This is a genomic window from Parahoeflea alexandrii, from assembly GCF_024105735.1.
Taxonomy (GTDB): Bacteria; Pseudomonadota; Alphaproteobacteria; order Rhizobiales; family Rhizobiaceae; genus Hoeflea; species Hoeflea alexandrii.
The window spans coordinates 342,408-362,579 of the sequence record NZ_JAAAML010000001.1; the positions used below are offsets into that span (position 1 = coordinate 342,408).

The following is a 20,172-nucleotide window of genomic DNA, read 5'->3' on the forward strand; positions in this document are numbered from 1 at the left end:
TCCGGCGTCCGGGGACAGCATTGGCGACATTGAAAACAGTATCAGTACTGCCTACGGCTGCTTGTCGCAGCAATGTGCGCTTTTGGCACATCGCGCGCATCGCTACGCTGCGTGCCCTCCTGATCGCGGTCATCGCGTCCTGTGCGGGATTTGCCGCCGCGCCTGAAGCCTTTGCCGAGACCCGTTCTCTCAAGCTCTACTACATCCACACCAAGGAAAAGGCCGAGATCGTTTTCAAACGCAATGGCCGTTACGACAAGGCCGGGCTGAACAAGCTCAACCGGTTCCTCAGGGATTGGCGGCGCAATGAGCCGACGAACATGGATCCGAGGCTGTTCGATCTGGTGTGGGAGGTCTACCAGCAGGTCGGCGCGCGTGATTACATCAATGTCGTGTCTGCCTACCGGTCTCCGGCGACCAACGACATGCTGCGGCGGACACGCGGCGGCCAAGCCAAGAAAAGCCAGCACACGCTCGGCAAGGCAATGGATTTCTACATCCCCGGCGTCAGCCTGAGCAAGCTTCGCGCCACGGCCATGAAGCTGCAGGGCGGCGGGGTTGGATATTATCCGAAATCCGGATCGCCCTTTGTCCATCTCGATGTTGCCGGTGTGCGTGCATGGCCGCGGATGAGCAGGCCGGAACTGGTCAAGCTGTTTCCGGATGGCAAGACCCTGCACCTGCCACCGGACGGAAAGCCTTTGCCCGGCTACCAGACCGCGCTTGCCGATTACAAGAGGCGCGGCGGAGCCATCGTCTCGACCAGCAGCGGCGATTCCGGCAACAGCAAACGTTCCGGTGGTCTGCTTGCCGCCCTGTTTGGCGGTGGTGACGAGGATGAAGAACCAGATGCCGTCGCATCTGCGCCGAAGCCGGTCCCGGCTCCGCCACAGACGGAGGTTGCCGCTCTGCCAGGGGTTCTCGATGCACCTGCGCAGGTCGCGCCTGCCGTGGAGACTGCCCTGGTCTTGCCTTTGCAGCCGCCGGTTCCTGTGGCGCGGCCGGTCATCGAAGAGCCGCAGCCGGTGGTGGTGGCAGCACTTGCTCCGCCCAATCCCGTTTTGCCGGCGCAGAGCGAAATCAACGCGTTTGCCGCCGCCGCAAATGCCGAGGTTGCGGCCCCGGCGCTCGAGCCTGAAGCCCAGTCCGGGCTTGTCGACCTGGCCTCGATTCGCGCGCCAATACCGCAACTGCTCAGTGAACGGTCGAGCCAGCCTGCAAATGAAGCCCAACCCGCAGCGGTGGAATTGGCCGCCTTGCCGGTACCGAACCTGATCAAGGCCCGCATGGAGGTCGGTACCACGGAACAGGCCGCGGAAGATCTGCAGATTGCCGCCGCGTTGGTTGACCGGGCCGCAGACGCGCAGAACGGTGGGCCGGTTGCAGCAGCTGCAACTCTGCCCTCGGCGGAAGACTTTATTCCGCTTCCGATCCGCAGGCCGGGAGAGCGCGCCGGTGACAGGGCTCCGGTAACCGCGTCGCGGGAAATCGAGGTGGCCTCGCTTGAGCCTGTCTCGCGCGGCGGTCGGGTCGGCAGCCTTTCGACAAGCGCCTCCTCCGCCCGCAAGGGCGCCCGTCCGACAGCCTCGATTGCCGCGGAGCAGCCGCAACGCAGCTCGATCCGTACCGAACCCATGCTGACCGACAGGATCATCTCGAAATGGGCCCTTGCCCAGGACCGGATGAAGACCATGGCTTCGGAACCCGGAAAGCCGCGCAGGTTTGTCGGCGCGCAGCTGAGGGAAGCGCCCAAAGTGGTCTATGCAAACGGATTTTCCCCTGATGGCGGAGAGCTTCCGCACAGCCAGTTCACCGGATCGGCGGTGAACTTCATCACGGTGGCCCGATTCGGCGACTGAGGCATGTACCGCCGCAGATTGCGCCGTACCGCACCCTGATTTCCTGTCCGGCTTTTCCCGGTGTGCCTTGCCGGCTTACCCTTGGGAAAGAAACAAGAAAGCCGCGCATCGGACAATGCGCGGCTTTTGGATTTACATGAAGGTCTCACGGCCTGTCACTCCCGCAGGAGTGAGGCGTGTCCGGTCAGATTGCGTCTTCCGGTTCGGGCGCCATACCCAAAGCATGCAGATAGGTATCGAGAATCGCTTCCTGCTCGAGACGGTCGTTCTGGTCCTGCTTGCGGATGGCGACGACCTTGCGCAGCACCTTGACGTCGTAGCCGTTGGCCTTTGCCTCGCCGTAGACATCCTTGATGTCGTCGGCAATGGTCTTCTTTTCTTCTTCCAACCGTTCAATGCGTTCGACGATCGAACGGAGCTGGTCGCGGGCGACTGCGCCGGCATCAGACATGAGGTCTCTCCTGTAGGGACAACGAGGGGTGATGTTCGTGAGGCTTCAAGTGCCCAAAGCGAGGCTTCGGGTCAAGGGTGTTTGCGCCATACCCGGGGAATAATCCCGGTCTGAGGCGGGCGCGCGTCACACCACCCGCGAACCATGCAATTCGACCTCGTGGATGCCCGGCCGTGCGGTCAGATCCGTGAGGATCGGCGCCAGCCGGTCGACCCAGGATTGGACACCTTCGGGATGACCGATCAGGTCCTGGCGAATCTCGAGTAGGGCATGGGGAAGGCCGGTCATCGAGCAATGCCGGTGCATGGTGTCGCCCCTGAGCGCCCCGTCATAGGGCTCGTTGTCACCGACGATCAGCGCCGGATCCATACTCAGCGCATCGATCAGCGGACGCACCGCACGCGGATCCGTGTCCCACAAAACGCCTGCGTGCCATGGTCTGGGAACGCCCTTCCAGGCATGGGTGAACGAGTGGATCGAAATCACCAGCGGCGCCTTGCCGGACTTGCGCCAGGTTTCGGAAATCACGGTCGCGACGGCATCGTGATAGGGCCGGTGAAACAGGTTGAGACGGTGCTCGCGTTCTCCGGCGGAGAGCGGATGGTTTGCGGGAATCACCATGCCGTCCGAAAGCTTCATGATCAGGGTCGGGTCGTCCTCACCGCGGTTGGGATCGATCAGCAGGCGGGAGAAGCAGCCCAGCACTGCGGGAACGCCCAGCCTGGCGGAGAGTTTGCGGGTCACGTCCTCAACGCCGATGTCGTAGGCGATGTGGCGTGCGAATGCTTCGGCAGGCAATCCCAGATCGCCATACTCGGCCGGTAACCGGTTCATGGCGTGGTCGGCCAGGATTACCAATGCGTGGCTGGGATCGCCGGGAAGGATTTCAAATGGCTGGAAGCCTGGCATGACGGATTTCGGAACCGGATCTGAAAAGTATGAGGGGTTGGGGATCAATTGCACAGGCTTGGTCTACGAGCAACTGCCCGAATCATGCAGTCTGTGAGGAAGAATGGAATGCGGAGGCATGGCGGGCGGTGTTCTTGACTTTAGTCTATCGTCCTTCGTTGACTTTCATGGCCCCCCGGCGCAAAAAGCAAAGCACAAATCGAGAGTGGAGACTGACCGAAATTGTTGTTTCGCAAGTTGCCAAAAGCCTATCTCCTCATCGTCAGATTCGCTGCGCTCATACCGTTGACTGCCGGAGCGATGATGCTCGCCTCGGCGCAGGACGCGAGAGCTGACTTCCGGGTCTGTAACGGAACTCAATCGCTGGTCGGCGGCGCGATCGGTTATCGCACGGCGGAAGGCTGGGTGACCGAGGGCTGGTGGCAGATTCCCGCCAATTCCTGCGCGACCCTGATCGAGGGCCAGCTCGGCTCGCGATATTACTATCTTTATGCCGAGGATGCCGGCGGCGGTGGCCGCTGGGCGGGGGACATCAACATGTGCGTCGCCGACAATGAATTCCGCATTGTCGGTGTAGAGGATTGTTTCGCCCGTGGTTTTCAGCGCGTGGGGTTCAAAGAGTACGATACCGGGAGACAAGGCAGCTGGATGGTCCAGTTATCGGATGCCCCGGAAGCGCCAGAAAGCCAGAATTGATGAAGCGCCTACGCAATGTAAAAATCCTCGCCACGCTCGGACCGGCGTCGTCGGACGAGGCGATGATCCAGAAGCTCCATGAGGCAGGTGCGGATCTGTTCCGCATCAACATGAGCCATTCGAGCCATGAGCTGATGCGCACCCTGGTCGGCCGTATCCGTGCGGTGGAGAAAAACTGTGGACGCCCGATTGGCATCCTCGCCGATCTTCAGGGACCGAAACTGCGGGTGGGCAAGTTTGCCGAAGGATCGGTGACGCTGAAACCTGGCCAGACCTTCACGCTTGATGATCAGGACCTCCCGGGCGATGTGAACCGGGTCTATCTGCCGCATCCGGAAATTCTCGAGGCGGTTCAGCCCGGACACCGGCTTCTGATCGACGATGGCCGGTTGCAGCTGCTGGCGGTCGAATCAAACAAGACCTCGATCGTCTGCAAGGTGGTGAGCGGCACCAAGATCTCCGACCGGAAAGGCGTCAGCCTGCCGGACACCACGCTCGGTGTGGGCGCGCTGACCGAGAAGGACCGCAGCGATCTGGACGCAGTGCTCGCGGTCAACGATGTCGACTGGGTGGCGCTTTCCTTCATCCAGCGGCCGGAAGATCTCGCCGAGGTGCGCAAGATCGCCCGCGGCCGGGTCGGGTTGATGTCGAAGATCGAGAAGCCGCAGGCGCTCGAGTGCATCGACGAGATCATCGAATTGTCCGATGCGCTGATGGTTGCCCGTGGCGATCTCGGCGTGGAAATGCCGATCGAATCGGTGCCCGGCATCCAGAAGCAGCTTACCCGCGCCTGCCGGAAGGCAGGCAAGCCGGTGGTCGTCGCCACCCAGATGCTCGAATCGATGATCTCTGCGCCGGTTCCGACCCGCGCCGAAGTTTCCGACGTTGCCACCGCGGTGTTCGAAGGCGCTGATGCGGTGATGCTGTCGGCGGAGTCGGCTGCCGGCGACTACCCGGTCGAGGCTGTCGAGACCATGGCCTCGATTGCCCGCAAGGTTGAGCGCGATCCGAACTATCCCGGCATCATCTATTCCCAGCGCCCGCAGCCGGACGCCACCGGTGCGGATGCGATCTCGCTGGCGGCACGGCAGATTGCCGAGACACTGAACCTGTCGGCAATCGTCTGTTACACATCTTCGGGCAATACCGGGCTGCGTGCAGCGCGTGAGCGGCCGCAGGTGCCGGTGATCGCGCTTTCACCGGTGATCCAGACGGCACGACGGCTGTCGGTGGTCTGGGGGCTGCATTGCGTCGTCACCCAGGATGCCACCGATCTCGACGACATGGTGGATCGCGCCTGCCGGATTGCCTTCCGCGAGGAGTTCGGGAAGCCAGGGGACCGTATAATCATCTCCGCCGGCGTGCCGCTTGGCACGCCGGGCTCAACCAACATGCTGCGTATCGCCTATATCGGTTCCGACGGGATGACGGGCATCTGAGAACCGGCAGGCCGTCTTCATCAGTCTGACGGCACAAGCCTAACCTTGGCAGACGGCGCTGTCCTCTGCCAGGGAGGCTTCCGCGCGCGCCGCTGCGGCCTTCAGGTCGACTTCAAGGCCTGCGACCTTCTCAATGGCACGGACCGCAAGATCCGTTGTCACATGGTCGGGCTTGTGGCCGAGATTGCGGATCCAGACGAGTTCCGAGCCCTCGATGTCACGGGCAAGGCCTTCGGAGTGGATGTGGGCAAGAACAACCGAATCACTGTCGCCGGTGATGATCACGGTCGGGCTTGCAATCTCCGAATATCGCGACGCGACGCGGGTGACATAGGGTTTCAGATTGGCGACGTCGATGGCGTTGAAGCGGAACGCCTGGGGCCGAAGCACCAGGGCCGGTGCAGTCTTGCTGACATAGTCATCGGGTTTCGGATTGGGCGCAAAGACACAGGCCGAACCGCTTTCAAGCCGGGTCAACCCGGCCGGTAGCGCAATGGTGTTGGCAAACAGTGGCCCGATCACCGGTGTGCGGGTCAGCCCATAATACCAGGCAATGCCGCCGGGCCAGGCGTGGGTCGCAGGTGCAAGGAACACCAGACCCTCGGTCATCTCGGGATGGGCGAGCGCAAAGCTCGCCGCTATGGCGCCGCCGAAGGAATGGCCGATGATGATGGCGCTGGAGATGCCCTTGGCCTGCATCGCGCGGGCGATGGCTGCGGCCTGGCCGTCGGGCGTGTCGTTGGCAGCACCGCCGCGCTCGGACCAGCCATGGCCGGGCCGGTCAATGAACAGCATCTCGGCGCGGCCTTCCAACTCCGGCTGGAACGGCACCAGCTGATCAAGCAGGTTGCCGCTGGCGCCGTGAATGAACACCAGCGCAGGAAGGTCGGCGCCGGAAGGGCGCGGAACATGCACGGCGTGCAGGCTGTAACCGCCGACATCGATCATTTCCCCCGTCGCGGGGTGCTGTGCCTCGATGTCGCGCGCCTTTGCCCTGGTCCAGATGGCGAGACCTGCCAGGAGCAGGACGAGAATGGAGAGCAGAATAATCATGGAAGTGCGGACCGGTCTTGATGCGAGCATGGGAAGGTGCTGCCAATGAATGGGAAAATCGTTTGGGGCTTTCCTGGCTTCTTACGGATGCCGGAGGGGAAAAGTTTCAGATTCTGCTGCCCGAAAGCTTGTCTGCAAGCTCGCCGAGCCTTTCCTGCGCCTGCCGGTTTGCCGGATAGATCTCCAGCATCTGTTCCCAGGCCTTGAGTTCGAGTTCGTCGTTTCCCGCAGCCGCCATGATGGCGGCCATGCCCGAGATTGCGCCGAAATGGCGCGGTTCGAGCGCCAGGACGCGGCTGATGTCGGCCATCGACTTGTCGTGATTGCCCATCGCATAATTCAGCGTCGCCCGCCGGTTCCAGCCTTCCGCGTAGTCGGGCATCAGCACGACGACCTGGTCGAGCAGGTCCAGCGCAAGGCTGTTCTTCTTGTCCGTCACCGCCTTGTCGGCCCATTGCATCAGCAGGTTTGCCGTCGCGCTGCCGGAATCGCGCCATTCAGCCCAGATACGCTCGCTGATCCGCTTGGCCTGCCTCTCGTCTCGTTCCCGCTTGAGTTCGGCAAACAGCGTGTCGAGGCTGTCTGCCGGCTGAACCGACGCCGTGTCGGCTTCGGCCCTGTTCTGGGCGAAAGCGGATATGTCAGCGGAACCGCCAACCAGGAGCATGGCGAGGAGAACGGGGATAAATCCGGAAAACGAAAAATGGCGCATGACGGAAAGCTAGTCCGTCTGCGCCAAATATCAAATGCAAAATTATGTGAAGGCCGGGAGGCCTTCGGCTTCAGCCCTGACGAGCCTTGAAGCGCGGGTTCTGCTTGTTGATGATGTAAACCCGGCCCTTGCGACGAACCAGACGGTTGTCACGATGACGAGCTTTGAGCGCCTTAAGCGAATTCTTGATCTTCATTGTTCTGATCCGCGAGTTGTCGGGGCGGAAACGCCGCCTATTCAATCAAAAGCGCGCCAGCCAGGGACGCGCTCATCGGTTGGCACGGCATGTAGCTGTTTGGGCATTTGCTGTCAACTCCGGCACGGCTTTTTCCCGTCCTGATCGGGCTCATGACCGCGTCGTGCGGGGACTGATCCGGGTGACATGGCCCATCTTGCGCCCGGGTCTGGCTTCAGCCTTGCCGTAGAGATGCAACACCGCATCAGGTTCTCCGGCCAGTTCGGCAGTCCTGCCAATGTCGGCGCCGATCAGATTCTCCATCACGCAATCGGAATGACGCCGGGGATCTCCGAGCGGCAGGCCGGTGATTGCGCGGATATGCTGCTCGAACTGCGATATGGCGCATGCAGCTTCGGTCCAGTGACCCGAATTATGAACGCGCGGGGCAATTTCGTTGACGAGGAGGCGGTGCCGGTCACCCTCGCGGACGGCGAAGAACTCAACCGCGAAGACGCCGACATAGTCCAGATGCCGGGCGATCGCCGCAGCGATCTCCAGCGCCTCCGATTGGACTTCCGGTCCGAGGCCGGAGGGAACGGTCGAGGTGTGGAGGATGTGATTGCGGTGCACATTTTCAGCGACGTCATAGGCCCGGACTTCGCCCGACAGGCCGCGGGCGGCGACAACGGAAACCTCGCACTCGAAGTGAACGAAGGATTCGAGGATGGCCATCTGGCCGAGCATGGCCTCGAAGGCCGTGTCGGCGTCCTCGGGGCGCAGGAGTTTCGCCTGTCCCTTGCCGTCGTAGCCCAGACGGGTTGTCTTCAAGACCGCGGGAAGCCCCGTGATATCCATGGCCTCATCCAGATCGCCGCGCTCGGAAATTGCCGCGAACAGTGCTGTTTCCGCGCCGAGTTCCCGTGCCATGGCCTTTTCCAGCAGCCGGTCCTGGGCGACCTCGAGAGCCTTCGATCCTGGCCTGACGGAAACACGTGCCTCAAGCCATTGAACCGCCTTCACCGGGACGTTCTCGAACTCATAGGTGACGACATCGCACAGATCCGCCAGTTGCTGGAGGGCTTCCGGATCATCGTAATCTGCGACAATCTGGGTGTTGGCGACCTGGGCGGCAGGGGCATTGCTGTCGGGCTCGAGAACGATGGTCTTGAACCCCAGCCGGGCCGCAGCCATGGCAAGCATGCGGCCGAGCTGGCCGCCGCCGATAATGCCGATGACTGCGCCGGGTGCGAGTGGTTCGGAGCTCATGACCGATCCACTGGCTGTTCGGCCACGGCCTCGGTTCGGGCCTGTCGCCAGGCATCGAGGCGATGCGCCAGGTCTTCATCTGCGAGCGCCAGGACGCTGGCTGCCATCAGCCCTGCGTTGGTGGCGCCGGCCTTGCCGATCGCCAGCGTTCCCACGGGGATGCCGGCCGGCATCTGGACGATGGACAGCAGGCTGTCCTGGCCGGACAAGGCCTTGGATTCAACCGGAACGCCGAAAACCGGCAGAGGAGTGAAGGCAGCGGTCATGCCGGGCAGGTGGGCAGCACCCCCGGCGCCGGCAATGATCACCTGGAAGCCTTCTGAGCGGGCATTCTTGGCAAAGGAAACCAGACGGTCCGGTGTCCGGTGAGCCGAAACAATCAACGGCTTGTGGCTGATGCCGAGCTCGTCGAGTATCTCGCACGCGTGTTTCATGGTTGGCCAATCTGATTGACTGCCCATGATGACTGCGACCTTGGGTGATTCGGGCTTTGTCATCGGCTACTCCCCGGTCAGGCTATGATGTCCGGTATGATCTGGTCCTCGATCTCGGTGATCTTGTCCTTGATCGCCAGCTTCTTCTTCTTCATGCGTTGAATGCGAAGCTGGTCGCAGCCAGTCTGAATCATTGCATTGATGGCTACGTCGAAGTCTTCGTGCTCGTGACGCAGACGCGCCACCAGCATGCGAAGCTCCGCCTGTTCCTGATCGGACATGCAGTTTCCCCGTTTTACGCACCCTGCCGGCGCATGGTCCGGTCCGGGTTTCATGGCGGCGCTCGTACCACAAAAACAGGTGTAACGGGAAGTTATCCCTGTTCAAGAAATCATCTTCGACAAATCGAAAAAGGCATGGCACACTCTTTAGTGTCCACTAACGATTTGCACCGGTGCTCCGGCGCCGGCGCATTCCAACAAAGGAGTCGCTTATGTCGATTGATGCTCACCTTGCCACACTTGAGAAAAAGCATGGCGAACTGGAGGCAGAACTCCGCACGGTGCAAGCCCGACCATCCGTCCAGGACGAGATGATCGTGGATATCAAACGGCGCAAGCTCCGGCTGAAGGATGAGATCAAGCGCCTGAAGGCCGACACCCAACACTGACCAGATTTGCATGACACGAGGATGACGAAGGCGCGGGAATTTTCCCGCGTCTTTTGTTTTTGAAATGTGTTTTTGGCCATGGTGAACTCCACGGCTGGGCTCATCCCCTCAATCGCACCGACCTGTCGTGCCGGAGGCGCCGAGACGGGTCACTGATCAGCTCAGGACCAGAACTGGTCGACCCAAAGGTTGAGATGCATGAAGCCCTCGGTTCTCACGGTGTAGATCCGGCGCGTGCCCTGATTGGTGACCGTTACCAGCTTACTGTCGAGAAGCGCCTTGAGATGCTGCGAGACCGCCGGCCTGCTGATCGGCAGGCCTTCCGCCAATTCATTGACTGTTCTTGGCTGGCGCCGCAACTCCTCAAGGAGATAACGCCTGTTCGGATCAGCAATGGCTTGGAAAGCATCCATGGTCATGGATGCAAGCTAGATAAAAGACTCCGGCCCGGCAAGTCTTTTGTGTGCACTGCAAACGGCCTTGTTCTATTGGGCTGCAAGCTGATTAAATCCGGTGAACCTTGGATGGATCAATCAATTCCTGGTGCTCACGATGATATTGACTTGCCGAGGAGTAAGTTCATGCAGAGCCCAGCGTCTTCGCCTCGTCGCGCAGCAGGTATTTCTGGATCTTGCCGGTCGAGGTCTTGGGGACTTCATGGAAGATCACCGTGCGCGGGCACTTGAACCGGGCCAGCAGGCTGCGGCAATGCTCGATCACGTCCTCTTCACTCAGATCATAGCCGGGCCGAAGCTCGACAAAGGCGCAAGGCGTCTCTCCCCATTTGTCATCGGGGCGGGCGACGACCGCTGCCGCCATGATCCCGGGATGCTTGTAGAGCGCATCCTCGACCTCGATCGACGAGATGTTCTCGCCTCCCGATATGATGATGTCCTTCGAGCGATCCTTGAGCTGCAGATAGCCGTCTGGATGCATGACGCCGAGGTCGCCGGAATGAAACCAGCCGCCGCGGAACGCCTCGGCGCTGGCCGCAGGGTTTTTCAGATATCCCTTCATGACGATGTTGCCGCGAAACATGACCTCGCCGATGGTTTCGCCATCGGCCGGCACTTTCTCCATGGTTTCGGGGTCCATTACCGCCAGGTCTTCCAGCGCCGGATAGCGGACGCCCTGCCTGGCCTTCTTGGTGGTGCGGGCACCACGGTCAAGCTCGGACCATTCCGCCTTCCATTCGTTGACGACGGCGGGACCGTAGGTCTCCGTCAGGCCATAGAGGTGGACAACCTCGAAACCGGCATCGGCCATGCCGGCCAGAACGGCCTCCGGGGGCGGTGCCGCGGCGGTGTTGAAGCTGACGGTCTGGTCAAATTCGCGCTTCTCGTCATCGGGCGCGTTGAGAAGCGTCGACATGACGATCGGCGCGCCGCAAAGATGGGTGACGCCATGATCGGCGATGGCATCATACATGGCCTTGGCGCGAACCCAGCGAAGACAGACATGGGTGCCTGCAACGACACCGAGCGTCCAGGGGAAGCACCAGCCATTGCAGTGAAACATCGGCAGGGTCCACAGATACACGGGATGACGCCCCATTCCCGAAGCGATGACGTTTGAATACCCCATCATGGCGGCCCCGCGGTGATGGTAGACAACGCCCTTGGGATTGCCGGTGGTGCCGGACGTGTAGTTCAGCGAAACGGCCTCCCATTCATCGGCGGGCAGGGTCCGGGTGAACTCGGGGGACGCGGCGAGGACGAACTCCTCATAGTCATGCGAGCCGATGCGGGCGCCTTTCGGGAAGGGTGCATCCTCGGGGTACTCGGTGTCGTCATAATCGATGACCACCGGGTTGACCTGGGCCAGGGCGAGCGCTTCGGCCATGACGGCCGAAAACTCGCGATCGACGATCAGAACCCTGCACTCGGCGTGATCAAGCTGAAACGCAATGGCCTGGGCATCAAGCCGGGTGTTGATGGAGTGCAGCACGGCTCCGATCATCGGCACGCCGTGATGGGCCTCAAGCATGGCCGGTGTGTTCGACAGCATCACCGAGACGGTGTCGCCCTTTGAAATTCCGAGATCGGTCAGTGCATTGGCCAGTTGTCGCGAGCGCTCGAGGAAGCGTCGGTAGGTGACGCGCATCGAGCCATGAATGATGGCCAGGTGATCGGGATGGATCAGCGCAGCGCGTTCAAGATGTGCCAGCGGCGTCAGTGGCTGATAGTTGGCCGGGTTGCGGTCAAGATCGGTTTCGTAGGGATTGGCGCTCAAGGTCAGGTTCCAATGCATCGTGTCCGGGACAGGGCGGCATCAAATCATCAGAATGCGGGCTTGTCATCAGGCCAATAGATGAGCGGTTCCGTCCCAGATCAGTTTGAGCGCGGTAAAGAACACCATCACGTACATGAACGGGTAGAAAATGTCGGGTTTCATGCGCCTGACGATGAAGGCACCTGCCAGCGTTGCCACCGGTGCCAGCGGCGCCAGCACCAGCGAGGTCGACAGGTTTGTGGCGTCGAACTGACCGAGCGCGAAGTAAGGCACCAGCTTGATGGCGTTGATGATGGCGAAGAAGCGGACACTCGTTCCCGTGTAGATCTTTGGGTCCTGGCGCAGCGGCAATGTGTAGATCTGGTAGGGTGGACCGCCAGCGTGGGAAACGAAACTCGTAAACCCGGCAAGCGTTCCCCAAAGCGTGCCCTCGACTGGCCGGTGCCCCTGCGGGAGCGGGGTGCCGCCATTGCGGGCGGCCGCAAATTTCTGCGCCACGTAACGCATGACGAACCACAGTGCCACGGTGCCGACGATCAGCCGGACCATCGGTGCGGTGACCCAGGCGGCGGTCGCCCATCCGATGGCGATGCCGAGCAAGGCGCCTGGCAACATGATGACAAGGGTCTTGTTGTCGCTGTTGCCGCGCCAGGTCCATAAAGAGACGATGTCCATGACAATCAGGATCGGGAGCAGAATGGCGGCTGCCTGGACCGGCGAAATCGCCAGTGCCATCAGCGGGACTCCAAGCAATGCCATGGCGCCGCCGAAGCCACCCTTGGACAGGCCTACCATGATCACCGCCGGAATGGCGGCGGCGTAGAAGTACGGGTCTGTCATCATCGGGGCAGTTGATCCTTGTGTCGCGCCGGTCTATCCCGTTTGGAGCAAATTGGCCATATCGGCTTCAAGCGCCGGCCCAAACAGGAATTCCCATGACCGACAAGATCGACCGCTGCCGTCTCGTCCTTGTGACACCCGACATTGCCGATGCCGCCGAACTGGCGAGGCTGACGGGGGATGCACTGCGTGGCGGTGATGTGGCTTCCGTCATCATTCCGCAGCACGATCTGGACGAAAAGAGCTTCCAGAAGCGGTGCGAGGCCCTTGTTCCGGTGATCCAGGCTGCAGGTGCGGCAGCCCTTGTCGCTGGAGATTCCCGGGTTGCCGGGCGGGTGCGGACCGACGGGTTGCATATCGAGGTTGGGCCCACGGCGATGGCCGAAGCGGTTCAGAAATACGCGCCGGGGCTGATTGTCGGCGGCGGCAATGCGCGCGAGCGCCATTCCGCGCTTTCGATCGGCGAGGCGCAGCCCGATTATGTGATCTTCGGATCAATCGATGGCGACATCAAACCGGAACCGCATTCCAAGAACATCGCGCTGGCGGAATGGTGGGCCGACATGATCGAGATCCCCTGCCTGTTGATGGGAGGGACCAGCATCGCGTTCGTGGAAGAGATGGCGCAAACCAGAGCCGAGTTCATCGCCTTTTCCAAAGCCGTTTTCCATGATCCGGCCGATGCCGCGCGGATCGTCGCCGAAATCAATGCCGTCCTTGACGAAAAAGCGCCACGGTTCGGCCCATAATGGCGAGGATGTCCGACCCCGGCAATAGTGCCTTACGCAAGCTGAATGCCATGATCCCGCAATTGTTTCGTCTGCTGTCCCTGGTCCTGATGCTGGCACTCGCCGGCGGGCCTTCGGCTGCCCAGACTGCGGGCAATGAGGCTCCTTCAGAAACCGAGGCAGAGGCCGCGGTGGAGGCCGAGACCGCGGAGGAAGGGAATGGCCAGGAGACCAAGCCTGCGACCGACGCCACTTCCCGCGCGTTCGGCGCCTTTCAGCGCGGGTATTATCTGACAGCAATGGAACTGGCGCTGCCGCGGGCCCAACTCGGGGACCCGGCTGCGCAGACCCTGCTTGCGGAACTGTTCGCCGCCGGGCTGGGCGTGGCGCGGAGCATGGATGATGCGGCCTTCTGGTACAAGCAGGCCGCCGAAGCTGGCGATGCTTCCGCGCAGTTCAAGTATGGGGTGATGCTGCTCGAGGGCAAGTATGTGGAGGCGGACCGGGCCAAGGCCGAAGAGTTGATGAAGAAGGCCGCGGATGCCGGGAATGCTTTCGCCCAGTTCAATCATGCACAGATACTGGTTTCGGAAAAGCCCGGCGATGCAGGTGTGCTTGAGGCACTGCCCTACTTCGAGCAGGCTGCCGAGCAGGGCATTGCCGATGCGCAGTACGCTCTGGCCCAGATCTACAGCAACACCGAAGGCGTTCCGGACGAAAAACGCGCGCGTGCGCGGGCGTTCATGGAAAAGGCGGCACGAGCCGGCTATGAGACCGCACAGCTGGACTACGCGATCTGGCTGATTGACGGCGTTGGCGGTCCGAAGGACTACGAGGCCGGCTTCCGCTGGATGCAGGTGGCTGCCATGCGCGGCAATGTGGTTGCGCAGAACCGGATGGCGGTGCTGCACATCAACGCGATCGGGACCAGGGGCGACCCTATCGAAGCGGCAAAATGGTACATCATCTCGCGTCGTGCCGGCTTCAATGACCGCGGACTTGATGACTTCTATCAGGGGCTGACCGAAGAAGAGCAGAAACAGGCGATCGAGGCGGCGAACAAGTTCAGCAAGCGCTGATTTCGCCCAATCAGTCCGCCTGCCAAGGGGCAGACTTGAAAAGCTGCGCTTTTTGTGGTCTTGAAGCCGCCAAGCGGGGCCGAAAACCGGGCCCGGACAAAGCTCGACGCGGAACGCTCTCATGAAAATCAACGGAAATGAAATTCGCCCCGGCAACGTGCTTGAGCACAATGGCGGCCTGTGGGCGGTTGTGAAGACCAATGCCGTCAAGCCCGGCAAGGGTGGCGCCTTCAACCAGGTCGAGATGAAGAACCTCATCGACGGCACCAAGCTCAACGAGCGGTTCAGGGCTTCCGAGACCGTCGAGCGCATCCGGCTGGAACAGAAGGACTTCCAGTTCCTTTTCGAGCAGGGTGAAGCACTGGTGTTCATGGATCTGGAAAGCTATGAGCAGCTTGAACTGCAGAAGGACTTTGTCGGCGACCGCCGCGCCTTCCTGCAGGACGGCATGATGGTGACTGTCGAACTGCATGAAGAGCGCCCGATCGGCATCGCCCTGCCGGATCACGTGACGCTGCAGATTGCCGAGGCCGATCCCGTCGTCAAGGGACAGACCGCGGCATCATCCTACAAGCCGGCAACGCTCGAGAATGGTGTGCGCATTCTGGTGCCGCCGTTCATTTCCGCCGGGGAACGGGTGGTCGTCGACACCAACGAACTGACCTATCTGCGCCGCGCCGACTGAGCCGGCCACAGGTCACTGCTCCCTTGAGCCCTGAGACAACGGTCCATGGCGCGTTCAATCCGCGCTTTGCCGACACCAAGGAATAAGACAGATGGCGCGTTCAGCCCTTCTCAATGTGATGGTCCAGTCGGCGCTCAAGGCCGGTCGCTCGCTCGCGCGCGATTTCGGCGAGGTGCAGAACCTGCAGGTCTCGCTCAAGGGGCCTGGCGATTATGTCAGCCAGGCCGACCGCAAGGCCGAAAACATCATCAAGACCGAACTGATGCGCGCGCGTCCTACCTATGGCTTCATGGGCGAGGAAAGCGTTGAGGAAAAAGGCACCGACGGGGCTCACCGCTGGATTGTCGACCCGCTGGACGGCACCACCAACTTTCTGCACGGCATGCCGCATTTCGCGGTCTCGATCGCGCTCGAGCGCAACGGCGAGATCGTTGCGGGCGTCGTCTACAACCCCTCCACGGACGAGCTCTACACGGCCGAGCGCGGGGGCGGGGCATTTCTAAACGACCGCCGCCTCAGGGTTGCCGGACGCAAGGCGATGTCGGATGCGGTGATTGGCACCGGGGTTCCGCATCTTGGCCGCGGCCATCACGGCAAGTTCCTGGTCGAGCTGCGCCATGTCATGGGCGAATGCGCGGGCATCCGCCGGATGGGTGCCGCGGCGCTGGATCTGGCCTATGTCGCCGCCGGCCGGCTGGACGGCTTTTGGGAATCCCCGCTTGAGCCATGGGACATGGCGGCGGGCATCATCCTGATCCGGGAAGCGGGCGGATTTGTCGCCGATACCGCGGGCGGAACAGACATGTTCGGCTCAAGATCCGTGGCTGCGGGCAACGAGTACATCCTCAAGGGCGTTCTGGACTTGGTTCAAAGACCCGTTCCGAAGGCCTGACGGCTTCGTCACAGCGTTGTTTTGAAAGCGTGCTTTCATTTCCGCCATAATATCGGTTAGTCTCCGCCTGATCTTCTGATTTGGTGCAAGGGCCGGGACGGACAGCGCATGGCGAAACTGACATTGTCTGGATGGGGTATCTCCGAAGACGGCAGCGGAGCGGATCCGCACAAGCTTTCCAGCCCGCTGGTTTTCTTCTGGAGCATGATGATCTTTCTGATCCTCTCCGGATTTGTTGCCGCCATTCTCTACCGGCAGATCCAGACGGCTTTTCTCGCCAATCCGGGCCTCAACGGGCTGATTGTTGGGGTTCTCGCCGTCGGTGTGCTTCTGGTGTTCACCCACGTGCTCAGGCTGCGTCCGGAAGTGCGCTGGGTCAATTCGTTGCGGGCCACCGGTGACGCGGAAAAGGTCGGGCGCGACCCGGTGCTGCTGGCGCCGATGCGGGCGCTGATTGGTCGTCGCCAGGAAATGGCGCTGTCGACGTCTTCGCTGCGCTCGATCCTCGATTCGATCGGCACGAGGCTTGACGAATCCCGCGACACCTCGCGGTATCTGATCGGTCTTCTGGTGTTCCTCGGGCTGCTCGGCACGTTCTGGGGCCTGCTTGGCACGATCGGTTCGATCAACCAGGTGATCCAGTCGCTGGATCCGGGGAGCGGCGGCACCGAGGACGTTCTGTCGACGCTCAAGAGTGGCCTGTCGGCGCCGCTCGACGGCATGGGAACAGCGTTTTCGTCCTCGCTGTTCGGTCTGGCCGGGTCGCTGATCCTGGGCTTTCTGGACCTGCAGGCGGGCCGGGCGCAGAACCGCTTCTACACCGAGCTTGAAAACTGGCTGTCGACGATGACGGATCTCGATTCGGGCATGGTGATGCCGGCTGAAAGCGCCGGAACCACCGAAGAGATCCGGATGCTGTCGGAGCGGATGCAGAAGATGTCGCAGGAATCCGGCATGACCCCACGCACCACTGCGGCGATGGCGAGCCTTGCGGAAGGCATCCAGGGACTGGTCAAGAACATGCGCAACGAGCAGCAGATGCTCCGCGACTGGATCGAGGCGCAACAGGTGGAATCGCGGCGGATGCGCGAGACCCTTGACAAGCTGTCCGACAAGATCGGGGAAAAATAGGCTATGGCGCTGGCACGAAACCGGCGGCGCGAGCGCACGGTCGATTACTGGCCTGGCTTTGTCGACGCGTTGTCGACGCTGCTGCTTGCCATCATGTTTCTGCTCACCGTGTTCGTTCTGGCGCAGTTTTTCCTGTCGCGCGAGATATCCGGCCGGGACCAGGTGCTCAACCGGCTCAACAGCCAGATCAATGAACTGACCCAGCTCCTGGCGCTGGAGCGATCGGGCAAGCAGGATCTGGAGGATACGCTGGCCAACCTTCAGGCTTCGCTTTCGGAATCGGAGTCCGACCGCTCTCGGCTGCAGGAACTGCTGGCGAGCGGATCGGGGGCAAGTGAAGCGGCAGAAGCCCGGATCGGGACGCTGACGGAAACGCTGGACGCGGAGAAGCAGGTTTCGCAGCGGGCGCTCAACCAGGTCGATCTGCTCAACCAGCAGATTGCAGCCCTCAGGACCCAGCTCGGGGCGCTTGAAGACGCGCTGGAAGTGTCCGAAACCAAGGACCGCGAAACCCAGGCAAAGATCGCCGACCTCGGACGTCGCCTGAATGTCGCGCTGGCGCAGCGGGTGCAGGAGCTCAACCGCTACCGGTCCGATTTCTTCGGACGCTTGCGCGAGATCCTTGCGAGCCGCGAAGATGTGCGGGTGGTTGGCGACCGGTTCGTTTTCCAGTCGGAGGTGCTGTTTCCGTCGGGTGGCAGTGAGCTCAACCCGGCCGGCACGGAGCAGATGGCCAAGCTGGCGGAGGCGATCATCGAGCTTGCCCGCGAGATTCCCGATGAAATCAACTGGGTATTGCGGGTCGACGGCCATACCGACAATGTGCCGTTGTCGGGCAATGGCCGCTATGCCGACAACTGGGAGCTTTCCAGCGCGCGCGCAACGTCGGTGGTGAAATTCCTGATCACCCAGGGCGTACCGGCCAACCGTCTGGTGGCTGCCGGATTTGGTGAGTTCCAGCCGATTGCCGAAGGCGATACCGACCAGGATCGCGCCACCAACCGCCGCATCGAGCTCAAGCTGACCGAACGTTGATCGTGTTGCTCGGGGCCTGTCCCAGCGACGTTCAATCTACAGCGAGTTTCATGCAAGGTTCGGAAATGCCTGGCGCGCCGGCACGGGTGCTGAAAGCGGCGCATAGTCCGCCGGCCTGAAACGCGTTAGTCCGGTGATGAACAGCGCATCACGAACCTCAGTGTCCGCCGCCGCGATGGCCGCCTCCACTGCATCGGCAATCGCGCCGGCTTTCTCTGAATTCCTCGAGCCGGTGATCAACGGCAAGGCCGGTGTTTGTGGCGTTGTTGCAAAGACAACCAGATCGCTTGCGGCAGGTTCATGGCGTTTGGCCAGTTCCCAGGTGACGGCATCGATTGCCGCCCAGTCGGCCCGGGCCTCAGCCACGGCACAAATGGAGGCGCGGTGGGCGCCGGTTTCAAGTGGTTGCGGCAAGGATGCGTGACCAGTTGCGGCAAGCAGCCTGGCAGGTGCAGCGAAACCGGATTGGGACTGAGCCATGTTGAAGGCGAAGCGCCTTTCTGCGAGTTTGCCGGTATCGCGCGGCGCTTCACCCTTCCGGGCGACGAGTACGCTGAAATACCTTCCGGGGGCTGCGCCGGTGACGGCATGCGCCGGGGTGCCAATGAGAGCCACCTTGCCGGCCAGCATTGTGGCGTAGGGGTAGCCGCAGGTCTGGGACAGCAGCAGGCTTGGGTCGGTCCACAGCGCTTCCGGATCGGCGCAGCGCAATAGAGACTCGGGCGCGTCGATGCCGCGTTCCGTCAATTCCCGTTGGATGGTCACCCAGAGGCGGTCAGTCGCCTCACGGACCTCCGGCCAGTCATACATGGGCAGGGAGACAGCACCTGTCAAAGAGCTGCCTCCTGCTGTTGGTGAGCCATTCAAGTGCCGCGGTCCCGCCGCTTGCGGGGCTCTATCGGCCAGGCCACAGGTTCCTTGGGCCGAAAGCCGAAGCGGCGGAAGACCTCCCAGTAGCTCTGGTAGCGATAGCCGCCGTTCATGCGCAGGAACCGCGCCCGGTTCTCCCGGAAGAACGCGGGAATCCGGTACCAGGCAAGCGACGGATAGGCGTGATGCACGGAATGGAAGTTGTTGTTGAGAAACAACAGGCTCAGCGGCCCCCGGGTCTCGATGATGACCGAGCGCTGGTTGGCTTTCTCGACGGCCTGATGCTCGATGAAGGAGCGCACCATCAACAGGCCCATGCCGAAATAGGCGGCGATGAAATAGCCCGCCGGGTGAAGGCTGCCATAGGTGCCGATCAGCCAGAACAGCAAGGCTACTGCCAGAAGATGACGCAGCCATACCTTAGGGATGAGGGTGTCCCCGGCCCGGGTGCGAACGAATTCGCTGCGCAGAAAGCCGACCGTGGCAAGCGCCGGTCCGATGGTAATCCTGCCGACAAGGGTATTGTTGGCAATGAGCAGGCCCCGGACCCATTTGGGTATCGTCGCCCAGATGTCCCGGTCGAGATAGTAGCTCTCCGGGTCATCATAGGGATCGGTGATGTTTTCATTGATGTGATGGGTGAGATGGCAGGACTTGAAGCGCAGGTAGGGTACCAGCACTCCAATTGGCGGTGATATCAAGAGATCGTTTAACTTCTGGTTCCTGAATGGATGACCGTGCAAAAATTCATGTTGCAGCGAGGAATGCAGCGTGATCACGGGGATCAGCAGCAGGATACGAAGAATGTCCGGCAGGTCAGCCCATCCGAACGCCAGCAACAACCACACAGCATAGCAAACTCCTGCCAACAGCAGGGTCCGCCACTCCGCGTCATTCCGCATTGTGGATACACCTTCTGAATGTTCCCGTTATAGCCCGCGGACAGAGGTCCCTTCCTCCGCGTGGCTTCCAGACGAACGCCAGAGAATTATCCTGATTTGACGGGTTTCACA

The 20,172-nt window shown here is 61.6% G+C and carries 23 protein-coding genes; 10 read left to right on the top strand and 13 right to left on the bottom strand.

Annotated features, from left to right (window positions below):
* Nucleotides 1-74 precede the first annotated feature (74 nt).
* The gene (locus GTW23_RS01420) at nucleotides 75-1,859 is read left to right on the top strand and encodes a peptidoglycan L,D-endopeptidase MepK (RefSeq protein WP_244615102.1); all 1,785 of its coding nucleotides are present in this window, start codon (nucleotides 75-77) and stop codon (nucleotides 1,857-1,859) included.
* Nucleotides 1,860-2,043: 184 nt separating this feature from the next.
* On the opposite strand, the gene GTW23_RS01425 is transcribed toward GTW23_RS01420, so the two are convergent.
* Together GTW23_RS01425 and GTW23_RS01430 are read right to left on the bottom strand one after the other, a co-directional pair.
* Entirely contained in the window at nucleotides 2,044-2,310 is a 267-nt protein-coding gene (locus GTW23_RS01425; protein ID WP_152007506.1) for a DUF2312 domain-containing protein, read from the bottom strand.
* A gap of 126 nt (nucleotides 2,311-2,436) precedes the next feature.
* Nucleotides 2,437-3,219, bottom strand: a complete 783-nt coding sequence (locus GTW23_RS01430; protein ID WP_252914354.1) for an N-formylglutamate amidohydrolase — start codon at nucleotides 3,217-3,219, stop codon at nucleotides 2,437-2,439.
* 300 nt (nucleotides 3,220-3,519) lie between these two features.
* Here GTW23_RS01430 and GTW23_RS01435 point away from each other — a divergent pair, with 300 nt between their 5' ends.
* Complete coding sequence (locus GTW23_RS01435) at nucleotides 3,520-3,915, top strand: DUF1036 domain-containing protein (RefSeq protein WP_152011409.1); 396 nt, start codon at nucleotides 3,520-3,522, stop codon at nucleotides 3,913-3,915.
* On the top strand, nucleotides 3,915-5,354 hold the full coding sequence (gene pyk / locus GTW23_RS01440; RefSeq protein WP_152007508.1) for a pyruvate kinase: 1,440 nt from the start codon (nucleotides 3,915-3,917) through the stop codon (nucleotides 5,352-5,354). Before GTW23_RS01435 ends, pyk begins: the two co-directional genes overlap by 1 nt.
* A 39-nt stretch (nucleotides 5,355-5,393) precedes the next feature.
* On the opposite strand, the gene GTW23_RS01445 is transcribed toward pyk, so the two are convergent.
* From GTW23_RS01445 to GTW23_RS01470, 6 genes are all read right to left on the bottom strand, one after another.
* The gene (locus tag GTW23_RS01445) at nucleotides 5,394-6,407 is read right to left on the bottom strand and encodes an alpha/beta fold hydrolase (protein ID WP_152007509.1); all 1,014 of its coding nucleotides are present in this window, start codon (nucleotides 6,405-6,407) and stop codon (nucleotides 5,394-5,396) included.
* 106 nt (nucleotides 6,408-6,513) lie between these two features.
* Entirely contained in the window at nucleotides 6,514-7,119 is a 606-nt protein-coding gene (locus GTW23_RS01450; protein WP_252914355.1) for a tetratricopeptide repeat protein, read from the bottom strand.
* Between the two features lie 70 nt (nucleotides 7,120-7,189).
* The gene (gene ykgO, locus GTW23_RS01455) at nucleotides 7,190-7,315 is read right to left on the bottom strand and encodes a type B 50S ribosomal protein L36 (RefSeq protein ID WP_003497670.1); all 126 of its coding nucleotides are present in this window, start codon (nucleotides 7,313-7,315) and stop codon (nucleotides 7,190-7,192) included.
* Nucleotides 7,316-7,465: 150 nt separating this feature from the next.
* Nucleotides 7,466-8,563 (bottom strand): 5-(carboxyamino)imidazole ribonucleotide synthase, encoded by a 1,098-nt coding sequence (locus GTW23_RS01460; protein ID WP_252914356.1) that lies wholly within the window; start codon nucleotides 8,561-8,563, stop codon nucleotides 7,466-7,468.
* Nucleotides 8,560-9,060: a 5-(carboxyamino)imidazole ribonucleotide mutase gene (gene purE / locus GTW23_RS01465; protein WP_252914357.1), complete on the bottom strand. Its 501-nt coding sequence runs from the start codon at nucleotides 9,058-9,060 to the stop codon at nucleotides 8,560-8,562. Before purE ends, GTW23_RS01460 begins: the two co-directional genes overlap by 4 nt.
* A gap of 14 nt (nucleotides 9,061-9,074) precedes the next feature.
* A complete protein-coding gene (locus GTW23_RS01470) occupies nucleotides 9,075-9,278 on the bottom strand; it encodes a YdcH family protein (protein WP_152007513.1) in 204 nt (67 codons plus the stop codon).
* A 212-nt stretch (nucleotides 9,279-9,490) separates the two neighbouring features.
* Here GTW23_RS01470 and GTW23_RS01475 point away from each other — a divergent pair, with 212 nt between their 5' ends.
* Nucleotides 9,491-9,667 (top strand): YdcH family protein, encoded by a 177-nt coding sequence (locus GTW23_RS01475; RefSeq protein WP_152007514.1) that lies wholly within the window; start codon nucleotides 9,491-9,493, stop codon nucleotides 9,665-9,667.
* A 161-nt stretch (nucleotides 9,668-9,828) separates the two neighbouring features.
* Here the strand turns inward: GTW23_RS01475 and GTW23_RS01480 are convergent, their stop codons facing one another.
* The 3 genes from GTW23_RS01480 to GTW23_RS01490 form a co-directional block, all read right to left on the bottom strand.
* A complete protein-coding gene (locus GTW23_RS01480) occupies nucleotides 9,829-10,086 on the bottom strand; it encodes an ArsR/SmtB family transcription factor (protein ID WP_152007515.1) in 258 nt (85 codons plus the stop codon).
* A gap of 160 nt (nucleotides 10,087-10,246) precedes the next feature.
* Complete coding sequence (locus GTW23_RS01485) at nucleotides 10,247-11,899, bottom strand: acyl-CoA synthetase (RefSeq protein WP_425494094.1); 1,653 nt, start codon at nucleotides 11,897-11,899, stop codon at nucleotides 10,247-10,249.
* A 66-nt stretch (nucleotides 11,900-11,965) separates the two neighbouring features.
* Nucleotides 11,966-12,742, bottom strand: coding sequence for a sulfite exporter TauE/SafE family protein (locus tag GTW23_RS01490; protein ID WP_252914359.1), 777 nt, complete (start codon nucleotides 12,740-12,742; stop codon nucleotides 11,966-11,968).
* 92 nt (nucleotides 12,743-12,834) lie between these two features.
* Between GTW23_RS01490 and GTW23_RS01495 the strand changes: the two genes are divergently transcribed.
* From GTW23_RS01495 to GTW23_RS01520, 6 genes are all read left to right on the top strand, one after another.
* The gene (locus GTW23_RS01495; protein WP_252914360.1) at nucleotides 12,835-13,488 is read left to right on the top strand and encodes a thiamine phosphate synthase; all 654 of its coding nucleotides are present in this window, start codon (nucleotides 12,835-12,837) and stop codon (nucleotides 13,486-13,488) included.
* Between the two features lie 50 nt (nucleotides 13,489-13,538).
* Nucleotides 13,539-14,546: a tetratricopeptide repeat protein gene (locus GTW23_RS01500; RefSeq protein ID WP_252914361.1), complete on the top strand. Its 1,008-nt coding sequence runs from the start codon at nucleotides 13,539-13,541 to the stop codon at nucleotides 14,544-14,546.
* A 121-nt stretch (nucleotides 14,547-14,667) separates the two neighbouring features.
* The gene (gene efp / locus GTW23_RS01505; protein ID WP_152007520.1) at nucleotides 14,668-15,231 is read left to right on the top strand and encodes an elongation factor P; all 564 of its coding nucleotides are present in this window, start codon (nucleotides 14,668-14,670) and stop codon (nucleotides 15,229-15,231) included.
* Between the two features lie 91 nt (nucleotides 15,232-15,322).
* Nucleotides 15,323-16,123 (top strand): inositol monophosphatase family protein, encoded by an 801-nt coding sequence (locus GTW23_RS01510; RefSeq protein WP_152007521.1) that lies wholly within the window; start codon nucleotides 15,323-15,325, stop codon nucleotides 16,121-16,123.
* Nucleotides 16,124-16,231: 108 nt separating this feature from the next.
* Nucleotides 16,232-17,254, top strand: coding sequence for a MotA/TolQ/ExbB proton channel family protein (locus GTW23_RS01515; protein WP_152007522.1), 1,023 nt, complete (start codon nucleotides 16,232-16,234; stop codon nucleotides 17,252-17,254).
* A 3-nt stretch (nucleotides 17,255-17,257) separates the two neighbouring features.
* On the top strand, nucleotides 17,258-18,289 hold the full coding sequence (locus GTW23_RS01520) for a peptidoglycan -binding protein (protein WP_152007523.1): 1,032 nt from the start codon (nucleotides 17,258-17,260) through the stop codon (nucleotides 18,287-18,289).
* A gap of 48 nt (nucleotides 18,290-18,337) precedes the next feature.
* Here GTW23_RS01520 and GTW23_RS01525 read toward each other — a convergent pair whose 3' ends face one another.
* Nucleotides 18,338-19,123: a phosphate/phosphite/phosphonate ABC transporter substrate-binding protein gene (locus GTW23_RS01525; RefSeq protein ID WP_252914362.1), complete on the bottom strand. Its 786-nt coding sequence runs from the start codon at nucleotides 19,121-19,123 to the stop codon at nucleotides 18,338-18,340.
* Nucleotides 19,124-19,152: 29 nt separating this feature from the next.
* The gene (locus GTW23_RS01530) at nucleotides 19,153-20,061 is read right to left on the bottom strand and encodes a fatty acid desaturase (RefSeq protein ID WP_252914363.1); all 909 of its coding nucleotides are present in this window, start codon (nucleotides 20,059-20,061) and stop codon (nucleotides 19,153-19,155) included.
* Nucleotides 20,062-20,172: the final 111 nt, after the last annotated feature.